17 protein-coding genes are annotated in these 18,433 nt (G+C 47.0%); 13 read left to right on the forward strand and 4 right to left on the reverse strand.

Translation table 11 applies throughout. The annotated features are described in order from the left end of the window. Nucleotides 1-86 precede the first annotated feature (86 nt). From HP399_RS13430 to HP399_RS13475, 10 genes are all read left to right on the forward strand, one after another. Nucleotides 87-1,331 (forward strand): competence/damage-inducible protein A, encoded by a 1,245-nt coding sequence (locus HP399_RS13430; protein ID WP_173617469.1) that lies wholly within the window; start codon nt 87-89, stop codon nt 1,329-1,331. Between the two features lie 7 nt (nt 1,332-1,338). Continuing rightward, entirely contained in the window at nt 1,339-2,928 is a 1,590-nt protein-coding gene (locus HP399_RS13435; protein ID WP_173617470.1) for a DEAD/DEAH box helicase, read from the forward strand. 165 nt (nt 2,929-3,093) lie between these two features. After that, a complete protein-coding gene (recA, locus tag HP399_RS13440) occupies nt 3,094-4,152 on the forward strand; it encodes a recombinase RecA (RefSeq protein ID WP_017249260.1) in 1,059 nt (352 codons plus the stop codon). 69 nt (nt 4,153-4,221) lie between these two features. After that, nucleotides 4,222-4,863: a RecX family transcriptional regulator gene (locus tag HP399_RS13445; protein WP_173617471.1), complete on the forward strand. Its 642-nt coding sequence runs from the start codon at nt 4,222-4,224 to the stop codon at nt 4,861-4,863. Between the two features lie 273 nt (nt 4,864-5,136). Further along, the gene (rny, locus tag HP399_RS13450; RefSeq protein ID WP_007719154.1) at nt 5,137-6,678 is read left to right on the forward strand and encodes a ribonuclease Y; all 1,542 of its coding nucleotides are present in this window, start codon (nt 5,137-5,139) and stop codon (nt 6,676-6,678) included. A 109-nt stretch (nt 6,679-6,787) separates the two neighbouring features. After that, entirely contained in the window at nt 6,788-7,582 is a 795-nt protein-coding gene (locus HP399_RS13455; RefSeq protein WP_007719153.1) for a TIGR00282 family metallophosphoesterase, read from the forward strand. A gap of 118 nt (nt 7,583-7,700) precedes the next feature. Then, nucleotides 7,701-7,961, forward strand: a complete 261-nt coding sequence (gene spoVS / locus HP399_RS13460; RefSeq protein ID WP_003385776.1) for a stage V sporulation protein SpoVS — start codon at nt 7,701-7,703, stop codon at nt 7,959-7,961. Between the two features lie 107 nt (nt 7,962-8,068). Beyond that, nucleotides 8,069-9,007, forward strand: coding sequence for a dipeptidase (locus HP399_RS13465; protein ID WP_173617472.1), 939 nt, complete (start codon nt 8,069-8,071; stop codon nt 9,005-9,007). Nucleotides 9,008-9,201: 194 nt separating this feature from the next. Continuing rightward, the gene (locus HP399_RS13470) at nt 9,202-10,980 is read left to right on the forward strand and encodes a 2-oxoacid:acceptor oxidoreductase subunit alpha (RefSeq protein WP_173617473.1); all 1,779 of its coding nucleotides are present in this window, start codon (nt 9,202-9,204) and stop codon (nt 10,978-10,980) included. Then, on the forward strand, nt 10,952-11,818 hold the full coding sequence (locus HP399_RS13475; protein WP_007719146.1) for a 2-oxoacid:ferredoxin oxidoreductase subunit beta: 867 nt from the start codon (nt 10,952-10,954) through the stop codon (nt 11,816-11,818). The genes HP399_RS13470 and HP399_RS13475 overlap by 29 nt, the downstream gene beginning before the upstream one ends. A 46-nt stretch (nt 11,819-11,864) precedes the next feature. Here the strand turns inward: HP399_RS13475 and HP399_RS13480 are convergent, their stop codons facing one another. Then, the gene (locus HP399_RS13480; RefSeq protein WP_173617474.1) at nt 11,865-12,899 is read right to left on the reverse strand and encodes a YkvI family membrane protein; all 1,035 of its coding nucleotides are present in this window, start codon (nt 12,897-12,899) and stop codon (nt 11,865-11,867) included. A gap of 53 nt (nt 12,900-12,952) precedes the next feature. Here HP399_RS13480 and HP399_RS13485 point away from each other — a divergent pair, with 53 nt between their 5' ends. The 3 genes from HP399_RS13485 to HP399_RS13495 all read left to right on the forward strand — a co-directional run bounded on the left by HP399_RS13485 (nt 12,953) and on the right by HP399_RS13495 (nt 15,561). Beyond that, nucleotides 12,953-13,702 (forward strand): MBL fold metallo-hydrolase, encoded by a 750-nt coding sequence (locus HP399_RS13485; RefSeq protein WP_173617475.1) that lies wholly within the window; start codon nt 12,953-12,955, stop codon nt 13,700-13,702. Nucleotides 13,703-13,735: 33 nt separating this feature from the next. Further along, on the forward strand, nt 13,736-14,296 hold the full coding sequence (locus tag HP399_RS13490; RefSeq protein ID WP_173617476.1) for a tRNA 5-(aminomethyl)-2-thiouridylate-methyltransferase MnmM: 561 nt from the start codon (nt 13,736-13,738) through the stop codon (nt 14,294-14,296). Between the two features lie 164 nt (nt 14,297-14,460). Next, complete coding sequence (locus tag HP399_RS13495; protein ID WP_173617477.1) at nt 14,461-15,561, forward strand: YheC/YheD family endospore coat-associated protein; 1,101 nt, start codon at nt 14,461-14,463, stop codon at nt 15,559-15,561. A 68-nt stretch (nt 15,562-15,629) separates the two neighbouring features. Here the strand turns inward: HP399_RS13495 and cbpB are convergent, their stop codons facing one another. The 3 genes from cbpB to HP399_RS13510 all read right to left on the reverse strand — a co-directional run bounded on the left by cbpB (nt 15,630) and on the right by HP399_RS13510 (nt 18,409). Next, a complete protein-coding gene (gene cbpB / locus HP399_RS13500; RefSeq protein WP_173617478.1) occupies nt 15,630-16,103 on the reverse strand; it encodes a cyclic-di-AMP-binding protein CbpB in 474 nt (157 codons plus the stop codon). Between the two features lie 265 nt (nt 16,104-16,368). Next, complete coding sequence (locus HP399_RS13505; RefSeq protein WP_173617479.1) at nt 16,369-17,508, reverse strand: acyltransferase; 1,140 nt, start codon at nt 17,506-17,508, stop codon at nt 16,369-16,371. A 58-nt stretch (nt 17,509-17,566) separates the two neighbouring features. Then, the gene (locus HP399_RS13510) at nt 17,567-18,409 is read right to left on the reverse strand and encodes a lipoate--protein ligase family protein (RefSeq protein WP_173617480.1); all 843 of its coding nucleotides are present in this window, start codon (nt 18,407-18,409) and stop codon (nt 17,567-17,569) included. Between the last annotated feature and the right edge of the window lie 24 nt (nt 18,410-18,433).

Here is an 18,433-nt window from a genome sequence, read left to right on the forward strand (position 1 = left end):
TCACAAGACTCTTCTCTTGAGCGTTTGCAAGTGATAAACTATTAGTTTAGAGGCTTTTCTACTCTCAAAGAGAATGGATGAGGAATATGAGAGCGGAGATTATCGCGGTAGGTACTGAGCTTTTGTTAGGCCAGATCGCTAACACCAACGCACAGTTTCTTTCTCAGAAGCTGGCGGAAATTGGCGTGGGAGTTTACTTTCATACCGTTGTGGGAGACAACACGGAGCGATTGCTACAAGTGATTCGATTGGCATCAGGACGATCTGATCTCGTCATTTTCACGGGTGGGCTAGGGCCGACTCAAGATGATTTGACGAAAGAAACCTTGGCGGGGCATGTAGGCATTGGATTGGAAACGAATCCAGAGGCCATGGAGAGAATTGAAAAATTCTTTTTGCAACGTGGGATTGTCATGACGGAGAACAATCGTAAGCAGGCGCTGGTGCTTTCTGGCAGCCATGTATTCTCCAACGATTTCGGGATGGCGCCGGGGATGGCGATCCGTCATGACAGTAGTACGTTCGTGCTGTTGCCTGGACCACCAAGCGAGCTGTATCCAATGGTGGAGAATTACGTGATGCCTTACTTGACCGATTTGCTTCCCGAAAAACAAGTGTTTCATTCTCATGTACTCCGGTTCTACGGAATAGGCGAATCCGCTTTGGAGGAAAAATTGCTCGATCTGATCGAAAAGCAGGAAAATCCAACGATCGCGCCATACGCCAAGGAATTCGAAGTAACGCTGCGGATTACGGCAAGAGCTGCTACAGTCGAAGAAGGAGAAGCCCTAATCTTGCCTGTAGAAAAAGAAATACTCAGCCGTGTTGGCCAGTATATGTACGGGATGGGCGAGAACTCGTCGCTGCATGATGTGCTGGTTTCTAAGCTGAAAAAGAGAAATGAGACGATCGCTTGTGCAGAAAGCTGCACAGGAGGAGCAATTGCCTCGTTGATTACTTCTGTACCAGGAAGCTCGCAAGTGTTTCGTGGCGGGGTAGTCTGCTACACCAATGAAGTGAAAAATCAGCTGCTCGAAGTACCTCATTCCATTTTGCAAACAGATGGGGCAGTCAGTGAGAAAACAGCTCAATTGCTGGCTGAACATGTACGAGAAAAGCTGGGAGCTACTTATGGTATTTCTATTACGGGAGTGGCTGGACCAGATCCTTCCGAGGGTAAGCCTGTTGGCCTTGTCTACGTAGGGATCGCAGCAGAAGGAATGCCCACAGTTGTAAAAGAGCTGCGCCTTGCCGGAAGAAGGCATGCAATCGTTGGACGTGCCGCTAAATACGCGTTGTTTTATGCGCTGCAAATGCAAAAAGAAAGGTGATTTTTTCATGACGATTTTTTCCGATTTTCCTTTACATAAATCTATTCTGCAAGCGATTCACGATATGGGCTTCGAGGAGCCATCACCGATTCAGGCAGCTTGCATTCCAAAAGTTCTGGATGGCGGAGACCTGATTGGTCAAGCACAGACAGGTACTGGTAAGACTGCTGCATTCGGGATTCCACTTGTAGAAAAGATTACGCCTGCCAATCGTGTACAAGCGATCGTGCTGACCCCAACTCGTGAGCTGGCTATTCAGGTTGCGGGAGAGCTCCTGCGCATCTCCAAATACAATAAAGTTCGTACGCTGCCAATCTATGGCGGACAATCGATCGGACATCAAATTCGTGCACTGCGTCAAGGTGTACAAATCGTTGTAGGTACTCCTGGCCGTGTTATGGACCACTTGCGCCGTAAAACATTGAAGCTGGATCACGTACATACACTCGTTTTGGATGAAGCGGATGAAATGCTGGACATGGGCTTCATCGAAGATATCGAGACGATCATCACGCATATGCCAGAAGAGCGTCAAACCTTGCTGTTCTCTGCGACGATGCCGCCAGAAATCAAGCGTTTGGCTACCCGTTACATGAAACAGCCGCAAACGATCGCGGTGAGCCGTGAGGAAGTAACGGCGCCATTGATCGAACAGGTATACTACAAAGTGTTTGACCGCAATAAAGTGGAGAGCCTTTGCCGCATCTTGGATAGTGAGGATGTTGAGTTGGGAATCATTTTCTGCCGCACCAAGCGCGGTGTAGATGAGTTGTCCGAAGTGCTGCAATCCCGCGGATACCTTGCAGACGGCTTGCATGGTGACTTGTCACAGGCACAACGTGACAAGGTCATGAACTCGTTCCGTGAGGGCTCGATTGAATTCCTGATCGCGACAGATGTAGCAGCACGCGGTATCGACGTAGGAAACGTCTCCCACGTAATCAACTACGATATTCCACAAGACTCTGAGAGCTACGTACACCGTATTGGCCGTACTGGTCGCGCAGGTCGCAAAGGAATCGCGATGACGTTGGTTACGCCTCGTGAAGTAAGACAAATGATGTTTATCCAAAAGCAGACAAAAGCACAAGTGCTTTCTCGCAATGTTCCTTCCTTGGAGGAAGTGGCTGAGCGCAAACAAGAACAATTGCGTGAACAGTTGACTAGCCTTTTGGAAAGCGATGCAATCGCGGATATGTATCAAAAAGTAGCGGATGCTCTCGTAGGTCAATACCCTGCTGAAAAAGTAGCAGCAGCTGCCTTGCACCTCGCATTCCATACAGAAGCAGGACAAGGGCAGGAAGTAGAAGCGTACAACTTTGGTGAGACGGGTGCAGCAAAAGGCATGGTTCGCTTCTTCCTGAACGTAGGTCGCAATGCAAACATGAAGCCACAGGATCTGGTTCGTGAGATCTCTGAATCTGTTGGTATCCCAGGAAAATCAGTAGGTCGCATCGACATTTTCGAGAACTTCACTTTCGTTGAGGTTCCAGAAGAAGTAGCGGCATTCGTATATGAGTCACTGCGTCAAACCCGTATCAACGGAAAACGAATCAATCTGGAGCCTGCAAAGCCTCGCGGAGCGAAGCGTTCCTAATTCGATAGAAATGAGAAGCAGCCATTTCGCTGGGAACAACCAGGAAATGGCTGCTTTTATGCGATGCGAATATTTGTTCGTAAAAAATACTTGGCAAACACTTCTGTCTCGAGGTATGATGAAGACAAGCAAAAGAGATGCGAAAATTGAAAGGGTGTGTACCATTTGTCAGATCGTCGCGCAGCTTTGGAGAGTGCATTGCGTCAAATAGAAAAGCAATTCGGAAAAGGTTCCATTATGAAGTTGGGGGAAGTATCCAACATCCAGATTTCTACGGCTTCTAGCGGTGCACTTGCTCTAGATATCGCACTTGGTGTGGGTGGGTTCCCACGCGGACGGATTGTTGAGATTTACGGACCAGAGTCTTCTGGTAAAACAACAGTAGCGCTTCATGCCATCGCAGAAGTGCAAAGACAGGGTGGACAAGCTGCTTTTATCGATGCTGAGCATGCCTTGGATCCGGTTTACGCTGCTAAGCTGGGTGTGAACATCGATGAATTGCTGTTGTCCCAACCAGACACTGGTGAGCAAGCTTTGGAGATCGCGGAAGCACTGGTGCGTTCTGGTGCGGTAGACATTATCGTAGTCGACTCCGTTGCGGCACTCGTGCCAAAAGCAGAGATCGAAGGCGAGATGGGAGATTCCCACGTAGGTTTGCAAGCGCGCTTGATGTCCCAAGCACTTCGTAAGCTGTCTGGTGCCATCAACAAGTCCAAAACGATTGCGATCTTCATCAACCAGCTTCGTGAAAAAGTGGGAGTTATGTTTGGTAACCCGGAAACAACTCCAGGTGGACGCGCTTTGAAGTTCTACGCGAGTGTTCGTTTGGATGTTCGTAAAGCGGAATCTATCAAAGTCGGCAACGACATTTTGGGTAGCAAGACAAAGATCAAAGTTGTCAAAAATAAAGTGGCTCCACCATTTAAGGTTGCAGAAGTGGACATCATGTACGGTGAAGGTATTTCCAGAGAAGGTAGCATTCTCGACATCGGTTCTGAGATTGATGTCGTGCAAAAGAGTGGTGCTTGGTATTCCTTCAATGAAGAGCGACTCGGCCAAGGTAGAGAAAATTCGAAGGTTTTCCTGAAGGAAAATCCGCACATTGCATCGCAGATTGAAACAAAAGTGCGCGAATACTTCAGCCTAAACCCTGGTTCTGTTCCAGAAGGTGAAGCAGTAAATGACCCAGAGCAAGATGAAGAGCCTACATTTGATCTGGAGTAATGAAGAGTAGAAGAGCAGCCTGTCGATGAGACAGGCTGTTATTTTAGCTTTGCGAAGGAGTGAATCATCATGAAGAGCGGCCTGATCACTGCCGTTCATCGAGATATCAAACAAAAGCAACGCTACCATATCGATGTAGAAGGCGAGTATGCCATTACCGTACACGAAGACATACTGGTAAAGTACAACCTATTTAAGGGAACAGAATTAGATGAAGATTTTTGCCGAGAAGTCCTGATAGCAGAAGAAAAGCATAAAGCGTATTTAGGTGCTTTGCGATACCTCGGCATACGCCCACGGACAAGTAGTCAGCTGCATTCTTATTTGGTAGAGAAGGGGTTTTCTACCCAGATTGCCGAAGAGATATGCCAGCGCTGCAAGGATCACGGCTACATCGATGATGAAGCATTTGCGAAGCAATGGGTAGACGAACGATTGCGTTTGAAGCCGAGGAGCCCGTATATGCTGCGTATGGAGCTTACCCAGCGTGGAGTGGACAGAGCGATTGTAGAGGACGCAGTCCGTGGCGTGTCTAGGCAGGCTGAACTAGATGCTGCCCGTGCATTGATAGAGAAGAAGGCGAGACGCATAGAAGGCGCACCGAACCCAGATGAAGAACGCAAGCTGCTGTCTATGCTGATGCGCAAGGGATTCTCTCATGCTATCATTCAACAAATGCGTGAAGAATTGCGTCAGAGAAGCGATAGTTAGACGCAACTCTATTTGCATGATCTTGACAATTCTTGTTCACAAATAATAAAATAGGTTTGTATTTACTTGGTGTATCATATCTTTTTGCGATTTGCTCACTCGTTGCCTATGGAACAACTGAAAAACCGTGCGATAACAGTACGGATTCAGCGGACCGAGTAAAATCGGTCTTGTTTTTTAGCCGAATGTTCAAATGTGAGAGCACTCCATGAAAAACAAATGCTTGGAAAGCGGGGAGATGTCTTACAATAAGGAGGTGAAACGAAAAAGCCTATGGATCCTATAATTACTGTTGTCATTGTGCTCGTTGCCCTGCTGATTGGCTTGGGTGCTGGCTACTTCACTCGTAAATCGATTGCGGAAGCGAAGATCTCCAGTGCAGAAGAAGCTGCACGACAGATCGTGGAGGAAGCCAAGCGGGACGCCGAAGCCGTTAAGAAGGAGAAGGTGCTGGAGGCAAAGGATGAAGTGTTCAAGCTTCGATCCGAAGCGGAAACCGAATTGCGTGAGAGACGCAATGAGATCCAGCGTCAGGAACGACGAATTCTACAAAAAGAAGAATCGTTGGACCGCAAGATGGAACAGTTAGAGCGCAAAGAAGAAGAATTGTCTGAGCGTGACCGTGCCATCGCAGAACTGCAAAGCAAGGTAGAGCACTTATATAAAGAGCAAGTATCAGAGCTAGAACGAATCTCCGGCTTGACGCAGGATGAGGCGAAGACGATCATTCTCACTGATGTGGAGAATACCGTCCGTCACGAAATGGCTGTGATGATCAAGGAGATTGAGACTCAGGCTAAGGAAGAAGCGGACAAGCGTGCTCGTGAGATCATTACGACCTCCATTCAACGTTGTGCAGCAGACCACGTAGCAGAAACAACCGTTTCTGTGGTTACGCTGCCAAATGATGAGATGAAGGGACGTATTATCGGACGCGAAGGACGTAACATTCGTGCCCTGGAGACGTTGACTGGTATCGATCTGATTATTGACGATACGCCAGAAGCAGTCATCCTGTCTGGCTTCGACCCGATTCGTCGGGAAATCGCCAAGACAGCACTGGATAAACTGGTCGCAGACGGTCGCATTCACCCAGCTCGCATCGAGGAAATGGTGGAAAAAGCGCGTCGCGAAGTAGACGAGCGAATCCGTGAATACGGTGAGCAAGCAACGTTCGAAACAGGCGTTCACGGCTTGCATCCAGATCTGATCAAGATTCTTGGACGTTTGCGTTATCGTACAAGCTACGGTCAAAACGTACTGAAGCACTCTATGGAAGTGGCACATCTCGCCGGTTTAATGGCGGCAGAACTAAAAGAAGATGTGAAGCTGGCCAAACGTGCAGGTTTGCTGCATGATATCGGAAAAGCGATTGACCATGAAGTAGAAGGTTCACACGTTGAAATCGGTGTAGAACTGGCTAAGAAGTACAATGAGCATCACGTAGTAGTGAACAGTATTGCGTCTCATCACGGTGATACCGAACCAACTTCCGTCATTGCTATGCTCGTGGGAGCAGCTGACGCTCTGTCTGCCGCACGCCCAGGTGCACGCCGTGAGACATTGGAAACATATATCAGACGTTTGGAGAAACTGGAAGAAATCTCTGAGTCGTTCGATGGCGTAGAAAAGTCTTATGCGATTCAAGCAGGACGCGAAATTCGCGTGATGGTTCAACCTGATAAGATTGACGATGCGGAAGCTACCCGTCTGGCACGGGATATCACGAAACGAATTGAAAATGAACTTGACTACCCAGGTCATATTAAAGTAACGGTTATCCGTGAAACACGGGCAGTTGAGTATGCAAAGTAAAGTGGCTGCGTGCCACTTTACTTTTTTTGTAGCACATCAAATGGTTGACGATGTCAAGTTTTCTAATGAGCAGAGGAATTGTGTATACTAGCAATGAGGTGATTTGGTAATGAAGTTGTTATTCATTGGAGATATTATGGGCTCGCCTGGCAGAGAGATCGTGAAAACATATCTGCCGTTATTGAAACGAAAATACAACCCTACCTTTATCGTAGCGAATGGAGAGAACGCTGCGCATGGTCGCGGGATCACAGAGAAAATTACCAAGGAGCTATTCGCGTGGGGAGTTCAAGCGATTACGCTCGGGAATCATACGTGGGACCAAAGGGAAATTTTCGATTTTATTGATGATGAACCGCGGATGATCAGACCCGCGAATTTCCCAGAAGGGGCTCCTGGAAAAGGGATTACATATATCAAACAACATGAAGGGGAACTAGCCGTCATTAATTTGATGGGGCGTACGTTCTTGCCACCGCTCGACTGTCCGTTCCAAATGGCTGATAAGCTAGTAGAGCAAGCTCGGAAGCGTACGAAGCTCATTTTTGTAGACTTTCATGCGGAAGCCACATCGGAAAAGCAAGCAATGTCATGGTATCTCGATGGGAAGGTTACGGCGGTCGTGGGGACACATACCCATGTGCAAACCGCTGATGAACGTATATTGCCTCAAGGAACCGGATTCTTGTGTGATGTAGGAATGTGTGGCCCGAGTAATGGCATTTTGGGGATGGAGCGAGAAGCTGTTATTAAGAAATTTTTGACACAGCTCCCTGTTCGCTTTGAGGTAGCGCCAGATCCTGCGCAGTTGAATGCGGTGCTGATTACTCTAGATAAAACGACTGGGCATGCGAAAAAAATGGAGCGAATCAGAATTGACTCTGACCATCCGTTTATGGAATAATGGGAATAAGATTAGAATTTTTTGAATCTTTCAAGCAAGTTAGCAGGAATTTTTAGGGGTTATGCGAATATCATTCTAATGATGACAGGATTCCTATCAGACGGGAGGTTCAAAAAGGATGGAAGTATTAAAAGTTTCAGCAAAGTCTAACCCCAATTCCGTAGCTGGTGCCCTTGCCGGAGTTCTTCGTGAACGAGGCGCGGCTGAGATCCAAGCCATTGGCGCTGGGGCGCTTAATCAAGCTGTGAAGGCAGTAGCAATCGCACGAGGGTTCGTAGCGCCGAGTGGAGTTGACCTCATTTGTATTCCAGCCTTTACCGACATCGTGATTGATGGAGAAGAGCGAACTGCAATCAAATTAATCGTAGAACCCAGATGATACAACTGCAAATGCTTCACCTGCCTGTTTGTTCGAAGAATGAACAGGTTTTTTCGTTTGTCCAGAAGTATGACCTCCGAAGAGATCGAAGAAAGGGACGTTTCCATATGAAAATCTTTGATGCGCATAGCGATGTATTATGCAAGCTATGGCAGAACCCCGAGCTGGACTTTTATAAAGAAGACAAGCTCTTGCAAGCTGGTTTTACCGCCCTTGAAAAAGGGAATGTAGACATACAAGTGCTTGCCTGTTTCGTCCCTTCTCAAGTGCCTTTTGGACGTCGTTTTCATTCTGTACTAGAAATGATCGATATTTTTTATCAAGAGGTGGCCAGTGATAAATTCCGGCCCATTTTCACAAAGGCAGATTTGGCTGAATGCGTATTAAAGGGACAGAAAGGGGCTATTCTGTTTGTAGAAGGTGCGCATGCATTAGAAGAGAGTCTGGTTCAGCTACGTACGTGGTTCCGGCTTGGTGTACGAGGAATGACGCTGACCTGGAATCATGGCAATGCCATAGCGAGTGGAAATGGAGAGCCGAATCCAGGTGGACTTACTTCATTTGGACGAGAAGTCATAGAAGAAATGAATCGGCTGGGGATGATCATTGATGTTTCGCATTTGGCCGATCCTGGATTCTGGGATGTACTAGAATGCTCGAAAGCACCAGTGATCGCTTCCCACTCGAACGTGAGAAGCCTATGCAATCACTCTCGCAATTTGCCGGACGAGCAAATTCGAGCGTTAATCGCCAAAGACGGCGCGATTGGCTTAACGTTTGTAGACTTCTTTACCGTGCCGGACAAGCGCACGGTTTGGATCGATGACTTGCTGCGCCACTTGGATCACATCTGCGCGTTGGGGGGCGTAAACCACGTAGGTTTTGGCTCCGATTTCGATGGTATTACCGAGACGTTTGGAGACATGGCATCCGCGGCAGATTACTCCCAATTACTAGAAGCTTTGTTAAAACGTTATAAAGAGGCGGAAGTATTGAAATTTGTGCAAGGAAATTGGTTGCGTGTTTTCGGAAACGTGCTACAATAAAGCATGAGGATATTAATGTACCAAGTTCAACATTAAAATTCAGGTCAAAAGTAAGTTGAGTAAAAGCACTTGCAATTTGACATGGACAGGACTACAATTGTTACTGTCTATGCACAGAAATGTCACATCTTATCAGTCTTTTTAAGGTGTGATAGGGCAGCTTTTCTCACAGTCACTGAAAGGGTGGAATCTGAATGATTAGTCAACTTTCCTGGAAAGTTGGAGGACAGCAAGGGGAGGGCATCGAGAGTACTGGTGAGATTTTCTCGATGGCAATGAACCGGATGGGGTACCATCTGTATAGCTACCGTCACTTCTCTTCCCGTATTAAGGGTGGACACACGAACAATAAAATTCGCGTGAGCACAACGCCAATGCGTGCGATCTCTGACGATCTGGACATTCTCGTAGCGTTTGACCAAGAGACGATCGATTTCAATGCGCATGAGCTGCGTGAAGGCGGTATCATTATCGCGGACGCGAAATTTAATCCAAAGTTGCCGGACGGCTTGAAGCCAGTTCGCTTCTTCACTGTACCACTGACTGAGATCGCTGATGAGCTGGGAACTTCCCTGATGAAAAACATGGTGTCGATTGGTGCGTCCAGTGCCATCCTCGGCATTTCAGTGGAAAGCTTCCGTCCCATTGTTGAAGATATGTTCCTCCGCAAGGGCGAAAAAGTGGTTGAAAAGAACATGGATGCCATTCGCCGCGGTTTTGATTTTGTAAATGAATTGACTGGTGGTCAACTGCCTGAGTTCCAAATGGAAAAGGCTGATCCACAAAAACAACTGTTCCTCATCGGTAACGATGCGATCGCTCTGGGTGCTGTAGCAGCAGGCTGCCGTTTCATGCCAGCTTACCCGATCACACCTGCTTCCGAGGTAATGGAATACTTGATTAAAAAGCTGCCTAAATTGGGCGGTACTGTTATCCAAACAGAAGACGAGATTGCTGCAATTACGATGGCAATCGGTGCTAACTTCGCGGGTGCTCGTTCCTTGACTGCTTCTGCAGGTCCTGGTCTGTCCCTGATGATGGAAGCAATTGGTCTGGCTGGTATCACGGAACAACCAGTTGTAATCGTGAACACACAGCGTGGTGGCCCATCTACTGGTATGCCTACCAAAATCGAGCAATCCGATGTGAATGCTATGATCTACGGTACGCATGGTGACATTCCAAAAGTAGTTATCGCGCCAAGCACAGTAGAAGAGTGCTTCTACGATGCAGTTGAAGCGTTTAACATTGCGGAAGAATACCAACTGCCTGTTATCCTGATGACAGACTTGACGCTGTCCTTGGGTAAACAAACCGTTGTTCCATTTGACTACAGCAAAGTAGAAATCCGCCGCGGAAAACTGCTTGCTGGACAAGAATTGCCAGAAAAAGAGCAAAACGACCTGTTCAAACGTTATGAAGTAACAGAAGACGGCGTTTCTCCTCGTGTTATTCCTGGTCAAAAATACGGTCTGCACCACGTAACTGGTGTTGAGCATGATCAAACTGGTCGTCCATCTGAGAATGCTGCAAACCGTATTCAACAAATGGATAAACGTATGCGCAAAATGGAAGGCGTCCTGAAAAACTTCAAAGGCGCTGTAACAGCAGATGCTCCTCACGCTGACGCGGATGTTCTGGTTGTGGGTATCAACTCCACAATTGGTACCATTCAAGAAGCAAAAGGCCGTCTGGAACAAGAGGGAATGAAAGTAAACCATGCACAAATCCGTTTGCTGCATCCGTTCCCAACTGAAGAAATCAAAGCACTCGTAGATAAAGCGAAGAAAGTTGTTGTTGTTGAGCACAACGCTCAAGCGCAAGTAACAAGCTTGCTCAAACAACACGTTGGAAACGCTGAAAAAATCGAATCCGTGCTTAAATATGACGGTAACCCATTCCTGCCGAAGGAAATCTATGCTGAAGTGAAGGAGCTGGTAAAACATGGCGACTATGAAAGAGTTTCGAAATAACGTAAAGCCAAACTGGTGCCCAGGCTGTGGAGACTTCTCCATCCAAGCGGCTATTCAACGCGCTGCAGCGAACGTAGGTCTGGAACCTGAAAATCTGGCGGTTGTTTCCGGTATCGGTTGCTCTGGTCGTATTTCCGGCTACATCAACTGTTATGGTTTCCACGGTATTCACGGACGTTCCCTGCCAATCGCACAAGGTGTGAAAATGGCGAACCGCGAGCTGACAGTTATCGCAGCAGGTGGTGACGGGGATGGTTTCGCGATCGGTATGGGCCATACTGTACACGCTATCCGTCGTAATATGAACGTTACGTACATCGTAATGGATAACCAAATCTACGGTCTGACAAAAGGTCAAACCTCCCCGCGTTCCGCGACTGGTTTCGTGACCAAGTCTACACCGGCAGGTTCCATCGAGTCCTCGATTTCTCCAGTTGAACTGGCGCTGTCTGTAGGTGCGACATTCGTTGCTCAATCCTTCTCCAGCGATCTGAAGGGCTTGACTGAACTGATTGAAAAAGGTATCCAACACGAAGGCTTCTCCTTGATCAACGTATTCAGCCCTTGTGTAACCTACAACAAGGTAAACACATACGACTGGTTCAAAGAGAACATCGTACCAGTAGACACACTCGAAGGATACGATCCACATGACCGTATCAAAGCAATGTCTACCTCTATGCAACACAAAGGCCTGATTACAGGTCTGATCTACCAAAACACTGAGCAAAAACCTTACGAAGCTCTCGTAAATGGCTTCAAAGAAGAAGGTTTGGTGAACCAAGACATTCGCTTGTCTGAAGAAGACTTCGAAAAATTGGTTAAAGAATTTGCTTAAGTTTGTTAGAGTGAAAAACCTCTCCTTAACGGGAGAGGTTTTTTTATTACATACGATCGCGCCACTGCCTGTACACGAGCATGACAAGGAAAAAGACGACCAGTTGACCAAAGAGTGGATACAGGAAGCGGAGAAGCGAGCTAAACCCGATAAAACTGATCAAATAACAAATCAGCAAAATCCCAAGTAGAATAGTCGGACCTCGAAGGGGGGTAACTTGTCTTATCTGTTGGGCTAGACCAAAAACGTTAGCTACAAGTGTCGAGAAGATTTCCGCATACACCAATAGGGAGAACAAAAAGGGAATAGTCGGTCCCAAGCCTTGCAGCACAGCAATCATGGGCATTTCCGCGTGATGAATTCCCGGCATTTTTACAGACAGAGAAGCGTAGGCGAGTAATAGCAGAAGGCCTATTCCTAACCCCCCTATGATTCCCCCTAGGATGAGAGGCTTCTCGCTCGTACTCTGTCTGCCCATCGGAATCAAAACCGCTTGTGTAAGCGTGACATTTAAGGCAACATAATAAAAGGGAGAACTAAGCCACGCCCAAGGCCGTAACGATTCAACGACGACATTCGTATCTAACCATGGCTTCGTATAAAGGAAGACAAGTACAGTAAAGCCAATGAGCATCGGAACAAAAATGCTGTTCACGTGATGGATGGCAAACAGCCCTTTTTTCGTCACGAAAAAAATCAAAATCATGCTAAACCAAATGCCGATTTGGGGAGATAATCGAAAAGACTCCCAAAAAATCGCGCCGGTAGCAGCGAGCATGACGGAGGTAGTACCTAGCAATACGGTTAGAAGCAAGGTATTAAATACAGTGCCAAACGGATGTCCAAATAAATAGGTGCTGACTTCTTGATAGGAATCGGCCTGAATCCGATAGGCAATCAGCATGACGCGGATGCCTGCCCAAATAAACAGCGTCGTCGCCAGAATGATGCCTACTAAGCCTTGTGTTCCATATTGAACAAAGAACTCTACAATTTCTTTGCCAGAGGCAAAACCAGCTCCTACGACTGTCCCAATATACGTAAAAGCGATCTGCCATGCGGCTCTCCATGTTCCTTGCATCTCAGACCTCCTGTCCCACCTTATTCCATCCTATGAGAGGGAGTGAACCGAATATGCGCGTTACCGTGTTAGGCTATCAATCTCCTTATCCTGGCCCTGGAGGTGCTACTCCGGGTTACCTGATTGAGACAGACCGTGTCAAAATTCTTCTCGACTGCGGCAGCGGTGTTCTTGCACAGCTAGGTAAGCATTTGCCCATTTATGAGCTGGATGCCATGCTCTTATCTCACTATCATCATGATCATGTTGCGGATGTAGGAGTGATGCAGTACGGTTTGATGGTTCATCAGCTATTTGGCCAAAGACCTGCTGACAAGCCGCTTCCGATCTACGCTCCAGCGCTGCCAGTGGCTAATGCCCAGACATTGGTGTATCGAGATGCGACCACATTTACCCCAATCACAGGAGAAACGTCTGTTACCATTGGGGACGTTTCGATCACTTTTTTACGGACAGACCATGGTGATGGAGATCCATGCTACGCCATGCGCTTAGAAGCAAACGGACGTGTCCTCGTATACGGTGCTGACAGTGGACCAGGTACAGCCTGGGAAGGGTTTGCAAATCAAGCGGATTTGTTTATTTGCGAGGGGACCTATCTGGATTACAATTTAACAGCGAAGCCAAATGGGCACCTGTCTGTTCGCCAAGCGGCAGAACTGGCACAATCTCTATCCTGCCGTTCTTTATTAGTTACACATTTGTTTTACGGCTATGAGGAGTCTCAAGTAATTGCGGAGGCCAATGCCTTTGTCGCAGGTGCCGTTTATGCGGCGCGCATCGGTCTACAAATCGATTTATAACGTTGTTTGTGTACATAGAGAGGAGAGTTGACTGTGTTTCCAAATGTATTAGAAGTCGCACGCAAATTAATCCGTGAACGGGTACAAGTAGGAGAAACTGTTGTAGACGCCACGATGGGGAATGGAAATGACACCTTATTTCTTGCGCAATTGGTGCAAGAAGAAGGGAAAGTAATCGCCTTCGATATCCAGCCACAGGCGATCGAGAAAACGCGAGAGAGACTCGAGAGAGAAGGTCTGGCGAACAGAGTAGAAATGAAGCTCGCCAGTCATGAGGAAATTGACAAGCTGGAGATAAGTGCCGCGGCGATTATGTTTAATTTGGGCTATTTGCCGGGTGGAGACAAAGAAATCACAACACAAGCGAGCAGTACCATTCAGGCGATTCAATCAGGGTTGAGCGTACTCAGACCAGGCGGAATCATGACGGTCATGATTTACTGGGGACATCCGGCGGGAGAAACGGAAAAAGAGGCAGTGGAAACATTTTGCCACGAGCTAAGTCAATTGGATTATTTGGTTTTAAAATACCAATATATCAATCAGCAAAACCAAGCCCCGTTTTTACTGGCCATCGAACGCAGGGAGCAATAAAGAGAACGAAACGGGATCCTTTCCCGGGCAAGCGCAACATCCGACATCATTCCTATGGGAAAGCAATTATTTTGTCAGGTCGCGTAGAGGTGTACAAAAATAGGCACGCTCTTGCTCTTTCTGGCACATACCCTATGTAGAGCAATGTGGCAAGGGGGATCTACGTGGACAGAATCGGGATAATGTTGGATTGGGCCCTTATGGAGAAAGGAATTCATGGCATCAAGTCATATGAGCGTCTGCCTTATTATGTCGAAATCGGTAAAGAGCTTGGATTGGAGCCTGTTTTTTTCCATCCGCGGCATGTGAAGCCAGGAGATGAAAGAGTCAAGGGATATTTTTGGAACGGAAATCGACTCGTCTCCCAACTGGTTTCAGTCCCGCGAGTCATCCACAATCGTGTTTTGACAGGGGATGCAACAGCGAGGAATGTGATTCGAAGATTGAGCCAAAAGAAGACGGTGTTCAATGGCTTGGTTGTACGGGATAAGCGAAAAGTGCACCAGATGCTCTGGAAAAACGAGCAACTCCGTAGCTATCTGCCGCATACAGTGCCTTATTCCATGGTGCAGTTGCGTCAGTTCTTGGATAAGTACCAGGTGGTGTACGTCAAGCCTTCGATTGGATCAGTCGGAATTGGGGTAGCACGTATTGAACGGCACGGAGGCAATTATCACTTCATTGCATCGAAAAAACGGCAGATTTTATCTCATTCGCAGATACTCTCCACGGTGCGACGCTGGGTCGGTAACAAACGATTTCTAATCCAGCGAGGAATTCCTTTGGCGCGCTATGGAGGAAAAACGTTTGATATTCGTGTTTCGGTGCAGAAAAACAAAGAGAAGCAGTGGACTGTGAGCGGGATGGTTGCCAAGGTCGCCAATAAGAAAAACAAGCTGAGCAATCTCTCTCGAGGAGGGACAGCAGTACCGTTTTCGGAAGCTTTGGTACCCATCTTTGCTGAGGTGAAACAACAACAAGCGGTCATCGAAAGAGTTAGCATAGCGGCGGTGGAAATTGCGAAGCAGTACGGTCGGCATTTTGCATCGTTAGCAGACTTAGGCATGGATATGGGAATTGACGAGCGAGGCAATCCGTATTTGATTGAAGTCAATGTGCGTGATCAGCGCTATTCGTTTTTCAAGGCTGGAGAGAGTGCAATGTTTAAACAAACATACCGTCATCCACTGGAATATGCGCAGACATTACTCGCTGAAAAAAAGAAACAGAAGCATCAGCTGCTATCGCCAAGTTATATGTTCTAAAGAAGAAATGCAGAAGAATGTGAAAAAGACGGTGGCAATTATTGCCCCGTCTTTTCGTATGCGGTGACCTACGATTCTGCCGGCTGTTGTTGGTCAGCAGCCAAAGGAAAGGGCAGATTGCGAAAGTGACGATATACCAAAGCCAATATCGATTTTCGAGTCAAGATTCCTTGGAAATAGTGCTCGTCGTCTTCAATGCAGACGAAAGGGTGATTAATGGACACTTCCAATGCTTTCAAAAATTCATCGGTGTCACGCAATCGAGGGACCTTCGTATCCATCACGTCATCTACAATATGTTCGGACATACGCTCGGTCTCAAAGCGTTCCAGACCTAGAGTCTTATTCATGATCATATTCGTGCTGATTAACCCATGCAAACGATACTGATGATCCAGTACAGGAACGGCTGAATAGCCGGACTTGATTAGTACTAGAAGGGTGTGCTCAAGCGAATTACCTAACTGCACATGTGCGACCTTTGTGGACGCGATTATGAGATCTTTGATCGGAATATGTAACAAAGGGATCTCTTGATTCATCCAGATCCACCACCTTTTCTTTCTGACGTCCATAGCAGTGAGCACTGCTTGTGGTCCTCTTCTATGATACCGTAAGCGAGGTACAAACGGTAGGGTTACATTTAGAAAACTTGGCGTTGGCAAGCCTTTGGTGGGCACTAGACGAAAAAAAGCCCGGCAGTTACGCCAGGCAAGTAATCGAGGTGTGGAACAATCGTCCCTAGTTCTAGTATGGGAGATCATGTTGTTTTTTACATTAGGAGTTTAGAGGAAACCAGGTTCTCCCTTACGCTTTATACGTTTGATTTTTGAAAATCGGTTTTGCTTCCACCCGTTTTTTCCGATTGAACCAAAAGGACATCGTCGTCAACTCGTAAAGGAAAATGCACAGTGGCGGTGTAATCACGAACATGCCGAGAACTATTGACGGTGTTGACCAGCCTAGTCGATGAATGACGTAGCTCTGCAGTAAGAACAAGATCAACGGATGAACCAAGTAGATAGCCATATTTTGTTTGGCTAACCGGGCAAGCCAAGGACCGAGTGTAGGCAGTTTGCCGAGATAACTGGATGCAGGGTAAAAGCTGATAATCACACAGAGTGTGTACACCAAGTAAAGCGGTTCGAAAATATTCATGCTCTCGTAATAGCTTTTGGAGCCGGAAAGATAGCTGTACGCCATCCATACGGCTGCACTTGCCATCACAACGATAGAAGGTATTTGAAGGCGTTTCACCCACGTCCGCCATTTATCCACATTCATCCCGGCATAAGCGCCGAGTGCAAAAGTAAATACGTACATGAAAACATAATGCTGTCCGTAAACATAACTATGCTTTATGAGGGACAGGAATGGGTTTGCAGCCCAATCAATGGCCCATAAAGGCTTGATAAACAAATAATGGTAGAGAACGTACAGACCAGCTTGTCCAATAAATAGGGCGATGATCCAGCGGAAGTTCAAGTACCGTTCTATCCACGATTTGATCAGGCAAAACAACAAGCACAGTTGCAAGTAAAGCGGAATGTAATACAGGTGGTAGAATGAGCTACCCGTAAACAGACTATCGAAAAACGGTCCTACCAGCACGGCCGGGTCAAAGGTTTGGTGTTTAAAATAGGTGAAGATGGCCGTCCAAATTACGTAAGGAAAAATAACCGCGCGCCAGCGTTTTTTCCAGAAAGCACGCCAATCCAATTGTCGGTTCTGATACCAGTAAAACAGCAGCATTCCAGTTGCAAATATAAACAAAGAGCGACCGAATTTTAACAAGATGATTAGAACGGCTTGTAAATCACTATTCCACGGATACGTCTTCTCATTTGAGAGAAAAAAACTGAGGATGTGAATCATCAAGACAGTAAGAGCCCCAAAAACAAAAAGGGCATTCAGATCCTGAAACGTCCCCTTTCGATTGCTATTCATAATTCCTCCAGAATTTTACCGGCAGCACCTGGAGAATCAAAAGCAAGTAAATTGCCCGTTATTCGGGTAAGTGCCAGTCAGGTGCGGCCAGTTCTTTTGCGGTATAAGAAAATAAGTGTAATCGTTGCGACAAATGATGCCTCGACTCTGTCACTAACTCATTTTGCACATAAAAGGGGGTAGGTGATACAGCCCACTCAGAACGAATTGTCTCCAATAGACGTGCTTTCACATCATCTATAGTGGCCAATTTTCCAGTCAAACTCGCAATACTGCCAACAGTAGAAGCATTGATGGAAGGAATTGGCTTATGACTTTGCATTTCATCCAAGCCTGCGAGATGGTAAAAGCGTTCCATCCATTCCCCTCGTGGCCGATCATCTACGTTAATGCATAACTGCAAAATAGAACCGTGTCGCGTGCGTCTTTGTGCCATACCTCCGATTTTTTTACCGTGAATGGAAAAATCGTATTCCCCTGCACAGTAGGAACCCTTCACTTCTCCAAATTCCAGCTTCCCGTAATCGCGCAGGCCCACATCAAGAAGCTGGGCTACAAACGAGAAGAAGGAGTCAATGGAAATCGAAGTGTCAGGCAATAAACAAGCCATATTGAGTACGCCAGCATCAAGCGGAACACAAGCTCCACCAGACGAGCGAAGAACACAACCAAAGCCATCTTGACCGAATTCACGCAAGGCTTGTTGGAGATGAGGAAGCTTGGCGTCTCTGCGGCCGAGATACAGCGCCTGATCGTACACCCAGAGATGAATCACAGGGGATGCAGATTCAAATTGCATGCTGGCTGCCAACGCTTCATCACGGATTAAAGGCTCAAGTGGACTATCCTGGTAGGTACCGGAGTCCATCCAACGAAACGGTTGATTAACAGAAAATGACATAGGAAGGCTCCTTCACAGGACAAG

It is taken from the genome of Brevibacillus sp. DP1.3A (genome assembly GCF_013284245.2).
Classification (GTDB): domain Bacteria; phylum Bacillota; class Bacilli; order Brevibacillales; family Brevibacillaceae; genus Brevibacillus.